This is a genomic window from Dorea phocaeensis, assembly GCF_900240315.1.
Taxonomy (GTDB): Bacteria; Bacillota; Clostridia; order Lachnospirales; family Lachnospiraceae; genus Dorea_B; species Dorea_B phocaeensis.
Genome location: NZ_OEPZ01000002.1, coordinates 446,895 through 463,650, shown reverse-complemented (window position 1 = coordinate 463,650; position 16,756 = coordinate 446,895). Strand labels below are relative to the sequence as shown.

At 44.4% G+C, this 16,756-nt stretch carries 16 protein-coding genes; all 16 read left to right on the top strand.

Annotated features, from left to right (window positions below):
* The first annotated feature begins 70 nt into the window (after positions 1-70).
* The 16 genes from metK (at position 71) to C0979_RS06210 (ending at position 16,728) form a co-directional block, all read left to right on the top strand.
* Positions 71-1,258 carry a methionine adenosyltransferase gene (metK, locus tag C0979_RS06285; protein ID WP_101695168.1) on the top strand — a complete coding sequence of 396 codons (1,188 nt, stop codon included), beginning with the start codon at positions 71-73 and terminating at the stop codon, positions 1,256-1,258.
* Between the two features lie 168 nt (positions 1,259-1,426).
* On the top strand, positions 1,427-2,923 hold the full coding sequence (locus C0979_RS06280; protein ID WP_101695167.1) for a sensor histidine kinase: 1,497 nt from the start codon (positions 1,427-1,429) through the stop codon (positions 2,921-2,923).
* On the top strand, positions 2,916-3,605 hold the full coding sequence (locus C0979_RS06275) for a response regulator transcription factor (protein ID WP_101695166.1): 690 nt from the start codon (positions 2,916-2,918) through the stop codon (positions 3,603-3,605). Before C0979_RS06280 ends, C0979_RS06275 begins: the two co-directional genes overlap by 8 nt.
* A gap of 172 nt (positions 3,606-3,777) precedes the next feature.
* On the top strand, positions 3,778-5,157 hold the full coding sequence (locus tag C0979_RS06270; protein WP_101695165.1) for a TrkH family potassium uptake protein: 1,380 nt from the start codon (positions 3,778-3,780) through the stop codon (positions 5,155-5,157).
* 29 nt (positions 5,158-5,186) lie between these two features.
* Positions 5,187-5,828, top strand: a complete 642-nt coding sequence (locus C0979_RS06265) for a potassium channel family protein (protein ID WP_101695164.1) — start codon at positions 5,187-5,189, stop codon at positions 5,826-5,828.
* Between the two features lie 74 nt (positions 5,829-5,902).
* Positions 5,903-6,697, top strand: a complete 795-nt coding sequence (locus tag C0979_RS06260) for a TrmH family RNA methyltransferase (RefSeq protein ID WP_101695163.1) — start codon at positions 5,903-5,905, stop codon at positions 6,695-6,697.
* Between the two features lie 128 nt (positions 6,698-6,825).
* Positions 6,826-7,269, top strand: a complete 444-nt coding sequence (locus C0979_RS06255; RefSeq protein ID WP_101695162.1) for an NfeD family protein — start codon at positions 6,826-6,828, stop codon at positions 7,267-7,269.
* Positions 7,262-8,206, top strand: a complete 945-nt coding sequence (locus tag C0979_RS06250) for an SPFH domain-containing protein (RefSeq protein WP_101695161.1) — start codon at positions 7,262-7,264, stop codon at positions 8,204-8,206. Before C0979_RS06255 ends, C0979_RS06250 begins: the two co-directional genes overlap by 8 nt.
* Before the next feature lies 1 nt (position 8,207).
* On the top strand, positions 8,208-10,301 hold the full coding sequence (gene argF / locus C0979_RS12385; protein ID WP_101695160.1) for an ornithine carbamoyltransferase: 2,094 nt from the start codon (positions 8,208-8,210) through the stop codon (positions 10,299-10,301).
* Between the two features lie 16 nt (positions 10,302-10,317).
* On the top strand, positions 10,318-11,298 hold the full coding sequence (locus C0979_RS06240; RefSeq protein WP_101695159.1) for a biotin--[acetyl-CoA-carboxylase] ligase: 981 nt from the start codon (positions 10,318-10,320) through the stop codon (positions 11,296-11,298).
* Positions 11,291-11,623, top strand: a complete 333-nt coding sequence (locus C0979_RS06235; RefSeq protein ID WP_101695158.1) for a DUF6145 family protein — start codon at positions 11,291-11,293, stop codon at positions 11,621-11,623. The genes C0979_RS06240 and C0979_RS06235 overlap by 8 nt, the downstream gene beginning before the upstream one ends.
* Positions 11,624-12,394, top strand: a complete 771-nt coding sequence (locus C0979_RS06230) for a type III pantothenate kinase (protein WP_101695157.1) — start codon at positions 11,624-11,626, stop codon at positions 12,392-12,394. It abuts the gene before it with no gap.
* 63 nt (positions 12,395-12,457) lie between these two features.
* The gene (gene dusB / locus C0979_RS06225; protein ID WP_101695156.1) at positions 12,458-13,414 is read left to right on the top strand and encodes a tRNA dihydrouridine synthase DusB; all 957 of its coding nucleotides are present in this window, start codon (positions 12,458-12,460) and stop codon (positions 13,412-13,414) included.
* Positions 13,415-13,651: 237 nt separating this feature from the next.
* A complete protein-coding gene (gene greA / locus C0979_RS06220) occupies positions 13,652-14,134 on the top strand; it encodes a transcription elongation factor GreA (protein WP_101695155.1) in 483 nt (160 codons plus the stop codon).
* 144 nt (positions 14,135-14,278) lie between these two features.
* Positions 14,279-16,252, top strand: a complete 1,974-nt coding sequence (gene lysS, locus C0979_RS06215; RefSeq protein WP_101695332.1) for a lysine--tRNA ligase — start codon at positions 14,279-14,281, stop codon at positions 16,250-16,252.
* Between the two features lie 239 nt (positions 16,253-16,491).
* Positions 16,492-16,728 carry a DUF6462 family protein gene (locus tag C0979_RS06210; protein WP_072447191.1) on the top strand — a complete coding sequence of 79 codons (237 nt, stop codon included), beginning with the start codon at positions 16,492-16,494 and terminating at the stop codon, positions 16,726-16,728.
* Positions 16,729-16,756 lie beyond the last annotated feature (28 nt).

Sequence of the window (16,756 nt, the reverse complement as noted above, 5' to 3'; positions counted from 1 at the left end):
TCGCTGCAAGGATCTGTCCAAAGAGAAAGCACAAAAAGACACCCAAACTGGTGTGAAAGGAGAACGAAAGATGGAAAAAAGATTATTTACATCCGAATCAGTAACCGAAGGTCATCCGGATAAGATCTGTGATCAGATTTCGGACGCAGTTCTGGATGCGCTTATGGAGCAAGACCCAATGAGCCGTGTGGCATGTGAGACTGCAATTACAACAGGACTCGTGTTGGTTATGGGAGAGATTACCACGAATGCATATGTGGATATTCAGAAAATTGTAAGAGATACGGTAGATGAGATTGGATATAACCGTGGAAAATATGGATTCGATGCACATACCTGTGGTGTGATTACAGCAATCGATGAACAGTCTTCCGATATTGCTATGGGAGTAGATAAAGCATTGGAAGCAAAAGAGCGCACGATGTCCGATGAGGAACTGGAAGCGATCGGAGCTGGCGATCAGGGAATGATGTTCGGTTATGCGACTGATGAGACGCCAGAGCTGATGCCTTATCCAAGTGCACTTGCACAGAAGCTGGCAAGAAGATTGACAGAAGTCAGAAAAGATGGAACCTTGCCATATCTTCGTCCGGATGGTAAGACACAGGTAACGGTAGAGTATGATGAGGAAGGGGTTCCGACAAGATTAGATGCTGTCGTACTCTCTACCCAGCATGATCCAGAGGTTACGCAGGAGCAGATTCACGAAGATATTAAGAAACATGTATTTGATGTGACTATTCCGGCAGGAATGGTGGATGATCAGACCAAGTTTTTCATTAATCCGACAGGAAGATTTGTGATCGGTGGTCCTCACGGCGACAGCGGATTGACAGGACGTAAGATTATCGTAGATACCTACGGTGGAATGGCGCGTCATGGCGGAGGAGCATTTTCTGGAAAGGATTGCACGAAGGTGGATCGATCTGCGGCGTATGCAGCGCGTTATGTTGCAAAGAATATTGTTGCGGCAGGAATTGCAAAGAAATGCGAGATCCAGTTGTCTTATGCAATCGGCGTGGCACATCCGACCTCTATTATGATTGACACCTTTGGCACAGGTAAGATTTCCGAAGAGAAGCTGGTAGACATCGTAAGAGAGAACTTTGACTTGAGACCGGCAGGTATCATTAAGATGTTGGATTTGAGAAGACCGATTTATAAACAGACAGCAGCGTATGGACATTTCGGAAGAAATGACCTGGATCTTCCATGGGAAAAAGTGGATAAAGTGGATAATTTAAGAAAATATCTTTAAAAAAGGGACAGGGTAATTTTCATTCGGGACGGAGTTTTTTGCAAAAAACTCCGTCCCGAATTTACTTTTACAGAAATTTAAGAAATATTTATATGGGTTTTCGTGTGCCTTTTCGACATGCGTGGTATAATTACACATGTATTATGATGAATGACGAGGGCGAAGATTATGAAATTGAAAACCCGATTGATTATAGCTTTTATTACGGTAATTACCATTCCGGTGTTATTAAGCGTTACGATCCTGTGTGTGATGGGACGGTATCAGATGAGCGCCATTGATAAGGCCTACGAGATATCTGGGACCACTGTGGAAAGTTTTTCTAATTCTATGACGGTGATTTCACAGGTGACGGAGAAACCCTACAAGGAATTAAGTGAGATGGCTAGAAAGAGTCCGCAAAAAATGGAGGATGCGACATCTCTGGAAGAGTTCAACAAGAAGTTAAGAGGTAAGAAATCGTATCTTTTGGTGCGGAAAGAAGATACGATTATCTATGTGGGAACGGAAATGGAAGAGGCGGATCATGTGATTTTGCAGCTTCCGGAGTATGGAGAGTCTGAATCGACATCTAAGAATGGCGTCTATCTTGGCGGTGAAGTTCAGGCGTTGGTAAAGCAGGTGGACTTTCTTTATAGAGATGGCGATGAAGGTAGCGCCTATATCGTATCAGATGTCGGTAATATGATTCCGGAAGTAGAAGAATTTCTGGTAAGTATGGTATTTTGTGTGATTTTGGTACTGGTATTTACCGCGGCTCTCTTGATTTTCTGGATTTATCGCGGTGTGATGCAGCCGCTTGGAAAGATGCAGCTGGCCGCAAAGAATATCAAAGAAGGAAATCTGGATTTTGAATTGAATCCGACGTCGGATGATGAATTAGGTCAGCTTTGCCGAGATCTGGAAGATATGCGAAAGCGCCTGAAAGATAACGTGGAAGAAAAAATCAAATATGATAAAGAAAATAAAGAGCTGATCAGTAATATTTCCCACGATCTGAAAACTCCGGTGACGACAATTAAGGGATATGCAGAAGGCATTATGGACGGAGTGGCGGATACACCGGAGAAGATGGAGCGTTATATTCGGACGATTTATAATAAGGCGACAGAAATGAATACGCTGATCAATGAGCTGACGCTCTATACGAAGATTGATACAAATCGTATCCCGTATAATTTCAATACGTTGTCAGTAAATGCGTACTTTGATGACTGCGCGGAAGATCTGGCGGTGGAAATGGAATCGCGGAATGTAGAATTTGGATATTTCAACTATGTTGCAGACAATGTAAAAATCATTGCGGACGCAGAACAGATTAAGCGAGTCGTTCATAATATTGTGAATAATTCGCTGAAATATATGGATAAACCAAAAGGGAAGATTAATCTGAGAGTCAAAGATGTAGGCGATTTTGTACAGGTCGAACTGGAAGATAACGGAAAAGGAATTGCAGCAAAAGATCTGCCTAATATATTTGACCGTTTTTACAGGACGGATGCGTCTAGAAATTCGTCCAAGGGCGGAAGCGGAATTGGACTTTCCATTGTGAAGAAGATCATTGAGGATCACGGTGGAAAGATTTGGGCAACGAGTCGGGAAGAGACGGGAACGACAATGTACTTTGTTATAAGAAAATATCAGGAGGTACCAATTCATGAGTAAAATATTGATCGTAGAAGATGAAGAAGCGATTGCAGAACTGGAGAAAGATTATCTGGAGCTTAGCGGATTTGAGGTTCAGGTTGCCAATGATGGAGAAAAAGGGCTGGAAAAGGCACTGAACGAAGATTATGATCTCTATATTCTGGATTTGATGCTTCCGGGAATTGATGGATTTGATATCTGCCGTCAGATCCGGGACGTAAAGAATACACCGATTATTATGGTATCGGCGAAGAAGGATGATATTGATAAGATTCGGGGACTGGGACTTGGAGCAGACGATTATATGACCAAGCCATTCAGCCCAAGCGAATTAGTGGCGCGGGTTAAGGCGCATCTTGCAAGATATGACCGCTTAACAGGAAGCATGATGGAGGCCAATAAGGTAATTGAGATTCGCGGATTGAAGATCGATACAACCGCAAGGCGTGTGTGGGTCAATGGAGAAGAGAGGACGTTTACAACGAAAGAATTTGATCTGCTTTCATTTTTGGCAAGTCATCCGAACCATGTATATACGAAGGAGGAACTCTTCCGGGAAATCTGGGATATGGAATCCATCGGGGATATTGCAACGGTAACCGTTCATATTAAAAAGATTCGTGAAAAGGTAGAAATGGATACTTCAAATCCACAGTATATTGAGACCATCTGGGGCGTGGGTTACCGCTTTAAAGTGTAAGAAGCTCCTAAAGCAGTGTCGCAGGAAAATATTGGAGAGTGAATGTTATAAAAGGCAAGGGCAATGGAATTTGATAGGATTGTCCTTGCCTCTTTTTTCTGTCTGTCAGATGTGCTATGATAGATTCAAAATCTTAAAACAGGATTCATAGAGATAGATAAAGGAGAGTAACATGCGACAAAAAAAGAAAAATATCCGTTGGAATACGATGCGTATCCTGACGGTGGGATTTTTCGGTGTGATTTTGGCAGGAGCCTTTTTGTTGTGGCTTCCCATCTGTAATCAGGAGCCGATTGCGTTTATGGACGCGTTGTTTACGTCTACATCAGCAGTGTGTGTGACAGGACTTGTGACCATCGTGCCGGCAGCGCAGTTTACCGTTGTGGGAAAGGTGGTTCTGTTGATTTTGATACAAATTGGCGGTCTAGGCGTCATAGGCTGTGCGACGGCCTTTTTCCTGCTTTTAAAAAAGCGAATTACGCTAAGAGAACGTGTGGTTATGCAGGAAAGTTACAGTATGGATGGACTCGGAGGCGTGGTTGGCATGGTGCGCAAAGTCATTCTCGGTACTTTCGTGGTGGAAGGTGTGGGAGCCCTTTTGTATGCATTTCAGTTTGTGCCGGAATACGGACTGCTTCGCGGAGCTGCCTATGCGGTATTTCACGCAGTGTCTGCATTTTGTAATGCGGGAATCGATATCTTGGGCGCAGACAGCCTAGCAGGCTATGCGGGCAATCCACTCGTTAATTTTACGACGATGATGCTAGTTGTTCTCAGCGGTATCGGCTTCGTTGTATGGTATGACGTGATTGGAAATGTACGCCGCATTTATAAAAAAGAAGTGCCGAAAAAATGGTGGTTTACCAGGCTGAAACTTCATTCTAAGCTTGCGATTGTGACGACACTGGTACTGCTTCTTGTTGGAGCTCTTGCCGTCTTTCTGATGGAATACAGTAATCCGGATACCTTGGGCGGTATGCCATTGGGCGATAAGGTAATGGCATCCATGTTCCAGTCGGTGACGACAAGGACAGCAGGATTTTACACGATTTCGCAGGGGGCATTGCACGAGGAGACCAAACTGGTCAGCAGTATCCTGATGTTCATCGGTGGTTCGCCAGGAGGAACTGCCGGCGGTGTGAAGACGACAACGATTGCAATGCTGGTGCTGTGGTGTATTACTTTGATCCGGGGAGGAAAAGACGCAGAGTGTTTTGGAAGAAAAATTACGGTTTCAAATTTTCGTACAGGTTTTGCAGTAGTAACACTTGCTTTTTTGATTTTGATTGGAGGAACCTTGGCGATACTTATGATTGAAAAGGACAGTGTTGCGATGACGGATGTTTTGTTTGAAACGAGTTCTGCAATTGGAACGGTGGGCTTGACAGCGGATCTGACACCGCAGCTGAAACGGGTCAGTCAGGTGATTATTATGTTTTTAATGTATGTAGGAAGAATTGGACCGATGACACTGGCGCTTTCTTTTGCGGGAAAACAAAATCCGCAAGATAAGCTGCGAGAATTGCCACAGGAACGGATTATGGTTGGATAGAGAACAGGGAAACATATGGAGGTATCAAGATGAAAAAGCAGTTTGCGGTATTTGGACTGGGAAGTTTTGGAGCGAGTGTAGCGGTAACACTGCAGCAGCTTGGCTGTGAAGTGGTTGCGGTGGATAATCATATGGAACATGTGCAGGAGATATCGGAACAGGTCTCCTATGCAATCAAGGCAAATGCAGGAGATCCGGAGGTTATCAAATCTCTTGGAACCCGGAACCTGGACGGCGTAGTGGTTGCCGTTGCAGATGATATGGAGGCCAGTGTTATGGCGACGTTGGTTTCAAAAGAAATTGGAGTACCCTATGTAATTGCCAAGGCAAAAAATGAGCTTCATGCAACCATTCTTAAGAAGATCGGGGCAGATGCGGTGATTTTCCCAGAGATGGAGATGGGGGTTAGAGTTGCGAAAACATTGATGTCTTCTAATTTCGCAGATTGGATTGCATTGTCGCCGGATTACAGTATTATTGAAATTGCCATTCCGAAGGAATGGGTAGGTAAGTCGTTGCAGCAGCTAGATGTGCGGCGATCCCATGACGTCAATGTAGTCGGTATCAAAATAGGAGAAGAGGTAGAAGTGAACCCAGATCCGGAAAGGGCTCTGCAGGAAGATATGACACTCATCATTATAGGTTCCAACTATGCACTGGAAAAAATATAGACGCTGTAAAGTGTGAGGGCTGTGGAACATCGTAAGATTAATAGAAGGAAGCGAAAAGAGAAAGGTTGAAACATATGATAACAAGTACGTCAAACGCCAGAGTGAAGAGGTTGGTAAACCTGAAAAAGAAGAGGAAAGTAAGAGAAGAGGAGGACGTATTTCTGACCGAGGGGATCCGAATGTTCCGGGAAGTGCCGCCGGAGCTTCTTAAGGAAGTGTATGTATCGGAATCTTTTTATAAGAAGGAAGGCGAGGTCATCCGGCAGGTGATGAAGAAGAGCCAGGCTAAGCTGGAAGAATTGTCGGATTCCGTATTTCAGTATGCGTCAGATACGAAAACGCCGCAGGGGATTCTGTGCGTAGTGAAGCAAAAGCATTATACGTTGTCAGAAGTGGCGCAGGGAGACTCCCCGCTTTTGATGGTGCTAGAGCGTCTTCAGGATCCGGGGAATCTTGGAACCATTCTTCGGACGGCAGAGGGCGCAGGGGTGACCGGAATTATTCTGAGTGAGGATTGTGTCGATCTTTATAATCCCAAGACGATTCGTTCTACCATGGGTTCCGTCTATCGGATGCCTTTTGTCTATGTCCCGGATCTGGCAGATGCACTGGAAAACTTAAAGGAGATGGGCATTAAAAGCTATGCAGCACATCTTGGTGGAGTTCGCGATTATGACGAGGAAGATTATGTAGAGCCGTGTGCGTTTTTGATTGGAAATGAAGGAAATGGACTATCCGATGAGATTGCAGGTCTTGCGGATACCTATGTAAAGATCCCAATGGAAGGGCAGGTAGAATCTCTGAATGCAGCGATTGCAGCTTCGGTGCTGATGTTTGAAGCAGCAAGACAGAGAAGAAAAAACGTCTGAATTTTGAAAATATAAAAAGAAGATGTCAGAATCCGAAAGGCAAGATGAAAAAAAGTATAGTAATTCATTCCGAAGTATAGTAATATGGAAAAAAGATATACTAAGCAGTATGGGAAGGGGAGGCGTTTATGCAGACAATATATTGGCTTGCGATTTTTGTGATTTTGCTGATTATTGAGATTGTAACGATGGGTTTGACGACAATCTGGTTTGCAGGCGGAGCGCTGGCGGCTATGGCTGCCGGGCTGATTGGCTTCGGAACGGGAATTCAGATTCTGGTGTTCCTTGTGGTTTCGGTTCTGCTTCTGGTGTTGACAAGGCCGATTGCAGTGAAATACTTTAATCAGGAGAGGCAGAAGACGAATGCGGAGAGCCTGATCGGGCAGCAGGCGCTGGTATTGGAAGATATTGATACCTTGCAGGCTGCGGGGCTGGTAGAAGTCCGGGGGCAGGAATGGTCCGCAAAAACGGATGAACCAAATGGAAAGATCGCAAAAAATAAGGTGGTTGTGATCGAAGGAATCCAGGGTGTAAAACTGATTGTGAGGGAGAAGGAGGAAAGACATGAGTAGTTTTGGCGTAGTAGGAATTATGTTGTTGTTCGTTTTGTTGATTGTAGTTGTGTTGGTTCTGATTTCTTGTGTCAGAGTTGTAAAACAGGCACAGGCGCTGGTAATTGAACGACTGGGAGCTTATCAGGCGACATGGGGAACCGGGCTTCATTTTAAAATCCCGATTATTGATCGCGTGGCAAGAAAGGTAGATTTGAAGGAACAGGTTGTAGACTTTGCGCCGCAGCCAGTGATTACAAAGGATAATGTAACGATGCGGATTGACACTGTTGTGTTCTATCAGATTACAGATCCAAAGATGTTCTGTTATGGTGTTGCCAGCCCGATTATGGCGATTGAAAATCTGACGGCAACGACTCTTAGAAATATTATCGGAGATCTGGAGCTTGACCAGACATTAACGTCCAGAGAGACGATTAATACCAAGATGCGGGCATCTCTTGATGTGGCAACGGATCCTTGGGGAATTAAGGTGAATCGTGTAGAGCTTAAGAACATTATTCCTCCGGCAGCGATTCAGGATGCGATGGAGAAGCAGATGAAGGCAGAGCGTGAAAGACGAGAAGCAATTCTTCGCGCGGAAGGTGAGAAGAAGTCTACCATCCTGGTGGCAGAAGGTCACAAAGAATCTGCTATTTTAAATGCGGAGGCGGATAAGCAGGCGGCAATTCTTCATGCGGAGGCTCAGAAGGAAGCGATGATTCGTGAGGCAGAAGGTGAAGCAGAGGCCATTCTTAAGGTGCAGCAGGCAAATGCAGACGGTATCCGTTATCTGAAGGAAGCCGGAGCAGATGAGGCAGTACTTACTATGAAGAGCTTGGAAGCATTTGAGAAAGCGGCAGACGGAAAGGCAACAAAGATTATCATTCCGTCAGAAATTCAGGGAATTGCAGGACTCGTAAAATCGTTGGTAGAGATTGGGGAAAAAGAGGAGTAATATGAAACCAGTCCTTGATATGACAAAAGAATATGGCCTTGTATTTGATGGAGGCGGTGCAAGAGGGGCATACCAGATCGGAGCGTGGAAGGCACTTCGGGAAGCCGGCGTCAAAATCAGTGCAGTGGCGGGTACATCCGTGGGCGCATTAAATGGCGCCCTCGTTTGCATGGGAGACGTGGAAAAAGCAGAGGAGATCTGGAGTGAAATAACATTTTCCAAAGTGATGGACGTGGAAGATGAGTGGATGGAACGTCTGTTTCGCCGGGAGACGCCGGTACGGGAAATACTAAATGAATTATGGGGAAAGCTCAAAGAAGGCGGTGTGGATATCACACCGCTTAAAAAACTCATCCATGAGATGATCGATGAAGAGGCGATTCGGACATCGGAAATGAAGTTCTTCCTGCTTACATTTTCTGTAACAGAGATGAAGGAGCTGGATCTTGCGCTTGAGGATATTCCCGAGGGATTGTTAGAAGATTTCTTACTGGCAAGTGCTTACCTTTTGGGATTTAAGAATGAACCGCTCCATGGTAAAACTTATTTGGACGGCGGCGTGGTGAATAATGTTCCGCTGGGTTCTTTAGTGAAACGCGGATATGAGAATGTGATTGAAGTCAGAATCTATGGGCCGGGGCGGGAGCCGAAGGTTCGGATGCCGCAGAGCGGGGAGAAATATGTGATTGCGCCGCGCGTAAAGCTGGGCAGTATTATTGAGTTTTCGAAAAAGAGAAGCAGGCAGAATCTAAAGATAGGATATTTTGATGCGAAGAGAATGCTGTATGGGCTGGAAGGAACCATTTATTATTTGGAGCAGACACATGAAGATGCTTATTATGAAGAGTTATTGTCGGGGCTTCGGGACATGGAAAAAGCAGAAATTGCCTTCCAGCTGAAGCTGTCATTTGCAAGCAGTGAAAAGGAATTATATCTGGGAATGCTGGAAGCGGCGGCGAAATTACTTCGGATTTCAAAGTATCAGATATACACAGTGGATGAATTATATGGTATAATATGTAAGAAACATGAATTTTTATGCAACCAATGGGACCTTCCAAGGTTCGTACACGTATTGATGAGATTGAAAGAGGGACGAAAGATGAATTTAAAAGGACGAAATTTTTTGACACTGAAAGATTATACAGCAGAAGAGATCACATACCTGCTTGATCTGGCGGCAGATTTGAAGGAGAAAAAGAAAAACGGAGTTCCGATTGATTATTACAGAGGGAAGAATGTGGCACTGATTTTTGAAAAGACCAGTACCAGAACCAGATGTTCCTTTGAGATTGCTGCCCATGATATGGGAATGGGAACCACTTATCTTGCGCCGAGTGCATCTCAGATCGGGAAGAAGGAAAGTATTGCAGATACCGCAAGAGTGTTGGGAAGAATGTTTGACGGAATCGAGTACCGTGGCTATGGACAGGAAATCGTAGAAGAGCTTGCCCACTATGCCGGCGTTCCGGTTTGGAATGGATTAACCAATGAATTTCATCCGACACAAATGTTGGCGGATCTTCTGACAATTCGGGAGCATTTCGGAAAACTGGCGGGAATTCGTCTCGTTTATATGGGAGATGCCCGCTATAATATGGGAAATTCGCTGATGATTGCCTGTGCGAAGATGGGAATGCATTTTGTGGCATGCACCAGTAAGAATTATTTTCCAAATCAGGAATTGGTAGACCTGTGCCGGGAATATGCCAAGGAAAGCGGTGCGACCATTACGTTGACCGAAGACGTGAAGGAAGGCACGAAGGATGCGGACGTAGTATATACAGATGTATGGGTGTCCATGGGAGAGCCGGATGAAGTTTGGGAAGAGCGGATCCGCGAATTGTCTCCTTACAAGGTGACAAGCGAAGTGATGAAAAATGCAGGAGAAGAAGCGATCTTCTTACATTGTCTGCCGGCGTTCCATGATCTGGAGACAAAGATTGGGAAAGAGATCAAAGAAAAATACGGTCTGAATGATATGGAAGTGACGGATGAAGTGTTTGAATCTGCGCAGTCAAAAGTATTTGATGAAGCGGAAAATCGAATGCATACGATTAAAGCGATTATGGTAGCGACACTGGGCGAGTGGTAAGGCAGGGCAAAACGCGATGAAAGCAGAGATATTGAAACTGTTAAAGGACAGTGACGGCTATCTTTCCGGGCAGCAGTTATGCGATCGGTTTCAGGTGTCCCGTACAGCAGTGTGGAAGGTTATGGAACAACTGAAAAAAGAAGGATATGAGATTGAGGCGGTACGCAATAAGGGATACCGCCTTATTGGAAGCTGCGCATCTTTGTCCGGGACCGAGATTGAAAGCTCCATAAAGAGCGAATGGGCCGGGCGGCGCGTGGTATATTTTGAAGAGACGGATTCGACCAATCTCCGAGCCAAGGAGGCAGGGGAAAAGGGAGAAGCTCACGGGAGTCTGTATGTGGCAGACTGCCAGATTTCAGGAAAAGGCAGGAGAGGAAGAAGCTGGGAGTCGCCGTCTGGAACCAGTATTTACATGACACTTCTTCTGCGGCCGAAGATCCTTCCTGGGAAGGCTCCTCAGATGACGCTTTTGATGGCGCTGGCGGTGGCAGATGGGATTCGGGAGGTGACAGGACTTTCCACCCAGATCAAGTGGCCGAACGATATTATATTGAATGGAAAGAAAATCTGTGGTATTCTGACGGAGATGAGCGCGGAGATTGACTATATTAATTATGTAGTAGTCGGTGTAGGAATCAACTGCAATCAGGAGACGTTTCCGGAAGAACTTCGGGAAAAGGCGACGTCTTTGAAGTTGGAATCCGGTCAAGAGATACAGCGTGCGACAGTGATTGCCGCAGTCATGGAGAGCTTTGAGAAATACTATCAGATTTTTGAAAAGACCGAGGACTTGTCAGGTTTTTTGGATGAATATAACGAATTGCTGGTGAACCGGGAGCGGGAAGTTCTGGTGTTGGAGCCGGGGCAGGAGTATGAAGCATATGCACTGGGGATTAACAGCAGTGGAGAGCTGATTGTGAAAACCGCAGATGGACAGAAGCGGGAGATCTTCGCGGGAGAAGTATCGGTGAGAGGAGTATATGGTTATGTATGATGGAAAAGTCGTACTATGCGGTGCGAATTCTTATGAAGAAAAATATTATCTGAATCCAGATTTTGAACAACTTCCGGACCATGTGAAGGATGAATTGAAAATTATGTGTGTATTGTACGTACATGATGTTGGTGGAATCCTCACGCTGGTGTATGAAGAAGATGGCGAATTGTGTTTTGAGGTAACTTCAAAAGAGGGCGATCCGATGTTTGACGATATTGGAAGTCAGCTTAAGATTAAGCAGTTACAAAGAGAGAAAGAAGAGTTGATGGAAGCATTACAGTTATATTACAGAGTGTTCTTCCTGGGAGAGGAGATAGAATAGATGTTATTAGTGATTGATGTAGGAAATACCAATATTACACTGGGAGTATTCCGCGGAAAGGAATTGCTTCGTACATTTCGGATGACGACGAAACTTCCGAGAACCTCTGATGAATATGGAATCACATTGAAGGAATTAATAGAGTGTCAGGGAATTGACAGCTCTGGAGTGGATGCAGTTATTATAGCGTCTGTTGTGCCGGATATTATGCATTCTTTGGGAAGTGCAATTATCAAATATTTTCACGTGAAGCCGATTGTGGTATCAGCGGGAATTAAAACCGGAATCCGTATTAATATGGAAAATCCACGTCAGATTGGTTCCGACCGGATTGTGGATGCGGTTGCGGCTTACACCATTCACGGCGGTCCGGTCATTGTAATCGACTATGGTACTGCTACGACGTATGATCTGGTGGGACCGGACGGAACGTTTGAAGCGGCAATTATTGCACCAGGAATCCGTACATCTGCACAGGCGATGTGGGGACAGGCAGCGATGCTTCCGGCTATTGAGATTAAGAAGCCGGATTCCATTTTGGCAAAAGAGACGGTGTCCGGGATGCAGGCTGGGTTGGTGTACGGTCAGATCGGACAGACAGAATACATTGTTAACAAGATTCGTAAAGAGTCCGGTTATCTCAATGCGAAGGTGATTGCCAGTGGAGGCCTTGGCAAAATGGTGGCGACAGAGACGAACATTATTGATGTGTATGATTCGCAGTTGACGTTGAAAGGACTGCAGATTATTTATGAAAAGAATAAGAAATAGTTCATTTGGGACGGAGTTTTTTGCAAAAAACTCCGTCCCAAATGAAGAAAGGGGTGTCCCCAATTGAATATTGGCAATGTAAAATTGGAAAATCCATACATTCTGGCGCCGATGGCAGGGGTGACAGATCTGCCGTTCCGCCTATTATGTAAGGAGCAGGGGGCAGGCCTGTTATGTATGGAGATGATCAGCGCGAAGGCGCTGCAGTATAAGAACAAGAATACCAAATCACTGCTGGCGATTCATCCGAAGGAATATCCGGTATCTTTGCAGCTGTTTGGCTCAGATCCGGTGATTATCAGTGAGCAGGCGAAACGGATTGAGGAGCTGCCGTTTCAAATTTTGGACATTAATATGGGGTGTCCGGTGCCGAAGATTGTAAAAAACGGAGAGGGTTCTGCGCTGATGAAGAATCCAAAGCTGGTGTATGATATTGTCTATCAGACGGCGCGAGCGATTCAGAAGCCTGTAACGGTGAAAATTCGGAAAGGATTTGATGATGATCAAGTCAATGCAGTAGAAATCGCAAAGGTGATTGAAGAGGCCGGCGGGGCTGCTGTGGCAGTGCATGGAAGGACAAGAGAGCAATATTATTCCGGAAAGGCGGACTGGGATATTATCCGGCAGGTGAAGGAAGCGGTTTCGATTCCGGTTATTGGAAATGGAGATGTGACTTCAGGAGAAAAAGCGGTGGCGATGCGACAGGAAACTGGCTGTGACGGTGTGATGATTGGCCGGGGCGCGCAGGGGAATCCCTGGATCTTCCAAGAGCTGGTGGAGTACGATAGGACTGGCATCCTTCCGGGGCGGCCGTCCAAAGAGGAAATTAAAGAAACGATGCTTCGCCATGCCCGACTGCAGATTGAATTCAAAGGTGATTATTTGGGGATCCGGGAAATGCGAAAACATGTGGCGTGGTATACCAAAGGAATGGAAGGATCTGCAAAGCTTCGGGATGCGATCAATCAGGTGGAATCCTACGAAGAACTTCAGGAACTTCTAAACGAAAGAATTCGTTAAAATGTTCATGGGAAAGCGAAGTTCTGCATATACTCTATTGTGTATCCGATGAATCCTTGTGTAATGGTGCAAAACAGTGAATAATGGCGGAAAAACATTGACATGCCAGACCTGTTTATGTATAATAATGAAATTGTGAAAGTTTCTTTTTGGCAGTATTTTAGAAGAGCATTTTAGACGAAGAGAACGTTAAAATTGACGGATAGATAGAAGAACAGGAAGGAAAGGTTAGGACACATGGAAGCAAAGAAAAGATTACTTACTTATGCAGGACTGAAGGCTTTGGAAGACGAGTTGGAGAACTTAAAAGTGGTAAAGCGTAAAGAGGTTGCCGGAAAGATCAAAGAGGCCAGAGAGCAAGGTGACTTGTCTGAGAACGCAGAATATGATGCAGCAAAAGACGAGCAGAGAGATATCGAAGCGCGTATTGAAGAGCTGGAAGGAATTCTGAAAAATGCAGAAGTTGTTGTAGAGGATGAAGTAGACTACGACAAAATCAACGTAGGATGTACTGTAAAAGTATACGATAAGACATTTGAGGAAGAGATGGAATTCAAGATTGTTGGATCAACTGAGGCGAACAGTCTGGAAGGAAAGATTTCCAATGAGTCTCCTGTTGGACAGGCTTTAATGGGATGCAAAGTGGGTGACCAGGTAGAGGTAGAGACACAGGCAGGAATTATGGAGTATGAAGTTCTTCATATCAGCCGTTCTTTATAAGAAGCTGTTGCATATCCCAAAGTATGATATAGCGTAGAGATGCAAAAGAGTTCAGACCCCTTATGTTGCTATGAGGGGTCTGAACTTCACAATACGGGTCCGCAAATGTTTGCGGCCAAACAGATGAGAAAACAGATTTTTAAGATGAGAGGAGAAAGAGTCGTGGCTGAGCAGCAGAACAAAGCACAGGAACAAGATATCAATCAGTTGAGAAAGGTTCGTCGAGAGAAACTGGCAGACCTTCAGGCAAATGGAAAAGATCCTTATGTGATTACGAAGTACGATGTAACCGCCCATGCGCAGGAGGTGAAAGATCGTTACGCAGAATTAGAAGGGAAAATGGTGTCCGTAGCAGGTCGTGTTATGCAGAAGCGTGTAATGGGAAAGGCATCTTTCTGTAATATTCTTGACCAGAGCGGAAATATTCAGTCTTATGTGGCAAGAGACAGCATTGGCGAAGAAGCTTACAAGGACTTCAAGAAGCTGGATATCGGAGATATCGTGGGAATCGAAGGAGAGGTATTTACCACCAAAACAGGTGAAATCTCTATTCACGCATCTGCTGTGAAGCTCTTGTCCAAGAGTCTGCAGATTCTGCCGGAGAAATATCATGGATTGACCAACACAGATATGCGTTACCGCCAGAGATACGTAGATCTGATTATGAATATGGACGCAAGAGATACCTTTATCAAACGTTCTAAGATCTTAAGCTCTATCAGAAGATATCTTGACAACGAGGGATTTATGGAAGTAGAGACTCCGATGCTGGTACAGAACGCCGGCGGAGCTGCTGCAAGACCGTTTGAAACTCATTTTAATGCGTTAAATGAAGATCTGAAGCTTAGAATTTCTTTGGAACTTTACCTGAAACGTCTGATTGTCGGCGGTTTGGAAAAGGTTTATGAAATCGGTCGTGTATTCCGTAACGAAGGTCTGGATACCAGACATAACCCAGAGTTTACATTGATGGAATTATACCAGGCATACACCGATTATAACGGAATGATGGATTTGACTGAGAATCTGTACCGTTATGTGGCACAGGATGTATTGGGAACGACAACCATTACTTATAACGGTGTGGAAATGGATCTTGGAAAGCCGTTTGAGAGAATTACGATGGTAGATGCTGTCAAGAAATACGCTGGTGTTGACTGGAATGAGGTAACGACACTGAAGCAGGCAAGAGAACTTGCAAAAGAACATCACGTAGAATTTGAAGAGCGTCATAAAAAGGGTGATATCCTGGCTCTCTTCTTTGAGGAATTTGCAGAAGAGCACCTGATTCAGCCGACCTTTGTAACAGACCACCCAATTGAGATCTCTCCGCTGACTAAGAAGAAACCGGAGAATCCAGAATACGTAGAGCGTTTTGAGTTCTTTATGAATGGCTGGGAGATGGCAAATGCTTACTCTGAGCTGAATGATCCAATTGATCAGAGAGAACGTTTCAAAGCTCAGGAAGAATTGCTTGCACAGGGCGATGACGAAGCAAATACAACCGACGAAGATTTCCTGAATGCACTGGAGATCGGTATGCCGCCAACAGGTGGTATCGGATTCGGTATTGATAGAATGTGTATGCTGCTGACAGACAGCGCAGCGATTCGTGACGTACTGTTATTCCCGACAATGAAGAGCATGGGAGCCGCAAAGAATGAAGCTAACAATGCTGCACAGTCTGCTCCGGCAAAATCTGTTGCAACATTTACCGCTACATCTGACATGGCAGAAAAGATTGATTTCTCTAATGTAGAAGTAGAACCATTATTCGAAGACATGGTTGATTTCGATACATTTAGCAAGTCAGATTTCCGTGCTGTAAAGGTAAAAGAATGTGAAGCAGTTCCAAAATCTAAGAAGCTTTTGAAGTTCGTATTAGACGATGGAAGTGGCGTAGAACGTGTGATTTTAAGCGGAATTCACGATTATTATGAGCCGGAAGAACTGGTTGGAAAGACATTGCTTGCAATCACAAACCTTCCACCACGTAAGATGATGGGAATTGATTCTTGCGGTATGATCATCTCCGCTACACACCTTGTAGAAGGAAGAGAAGGATTGAATGTTCTGATCCTGGATGATCACATTCCGGCAGGAGCAAAATTGTACTAAGTGAGTAAAAATACTTCACAATTTGACAACAAAAATTTTCTTTGACAACAATTTGACAACAAATTTGTATTCCAACATGAATCATCATGAAGAATGGTGATTAGTTGTCAGTAATACTACTCCAACAATATAGATTGTTGAGGGCACTTTTTGAAAGAAAAATCTTTCAGAGAGTGCCCTTTTTTTATTCATTAACAATGTCCGTTGTGGTTGAGTAAAAGCTGAAAGGAGAAACAGATTTGAAAACAGAAAATATGTACTATAACCAACAGAAGCGTTCAGAGGTAAAAGAAGAAGCCCGTCGACTTAGAAGAAAATTTCTTCGTTATCAACAAGCAGAAATCGTATATAGCCTGTCACATAAAAAGTTGATGGAACTTGCAAATGATGCGGGTGCGATTTACAGAATGGAAGGAATCGTTTTGATAAACAGAGAAATCTTTGATGAATATCTTGAACAATTTCATGAAAAATAAGATGACAAATCGGAGAAAGGAATTTAGT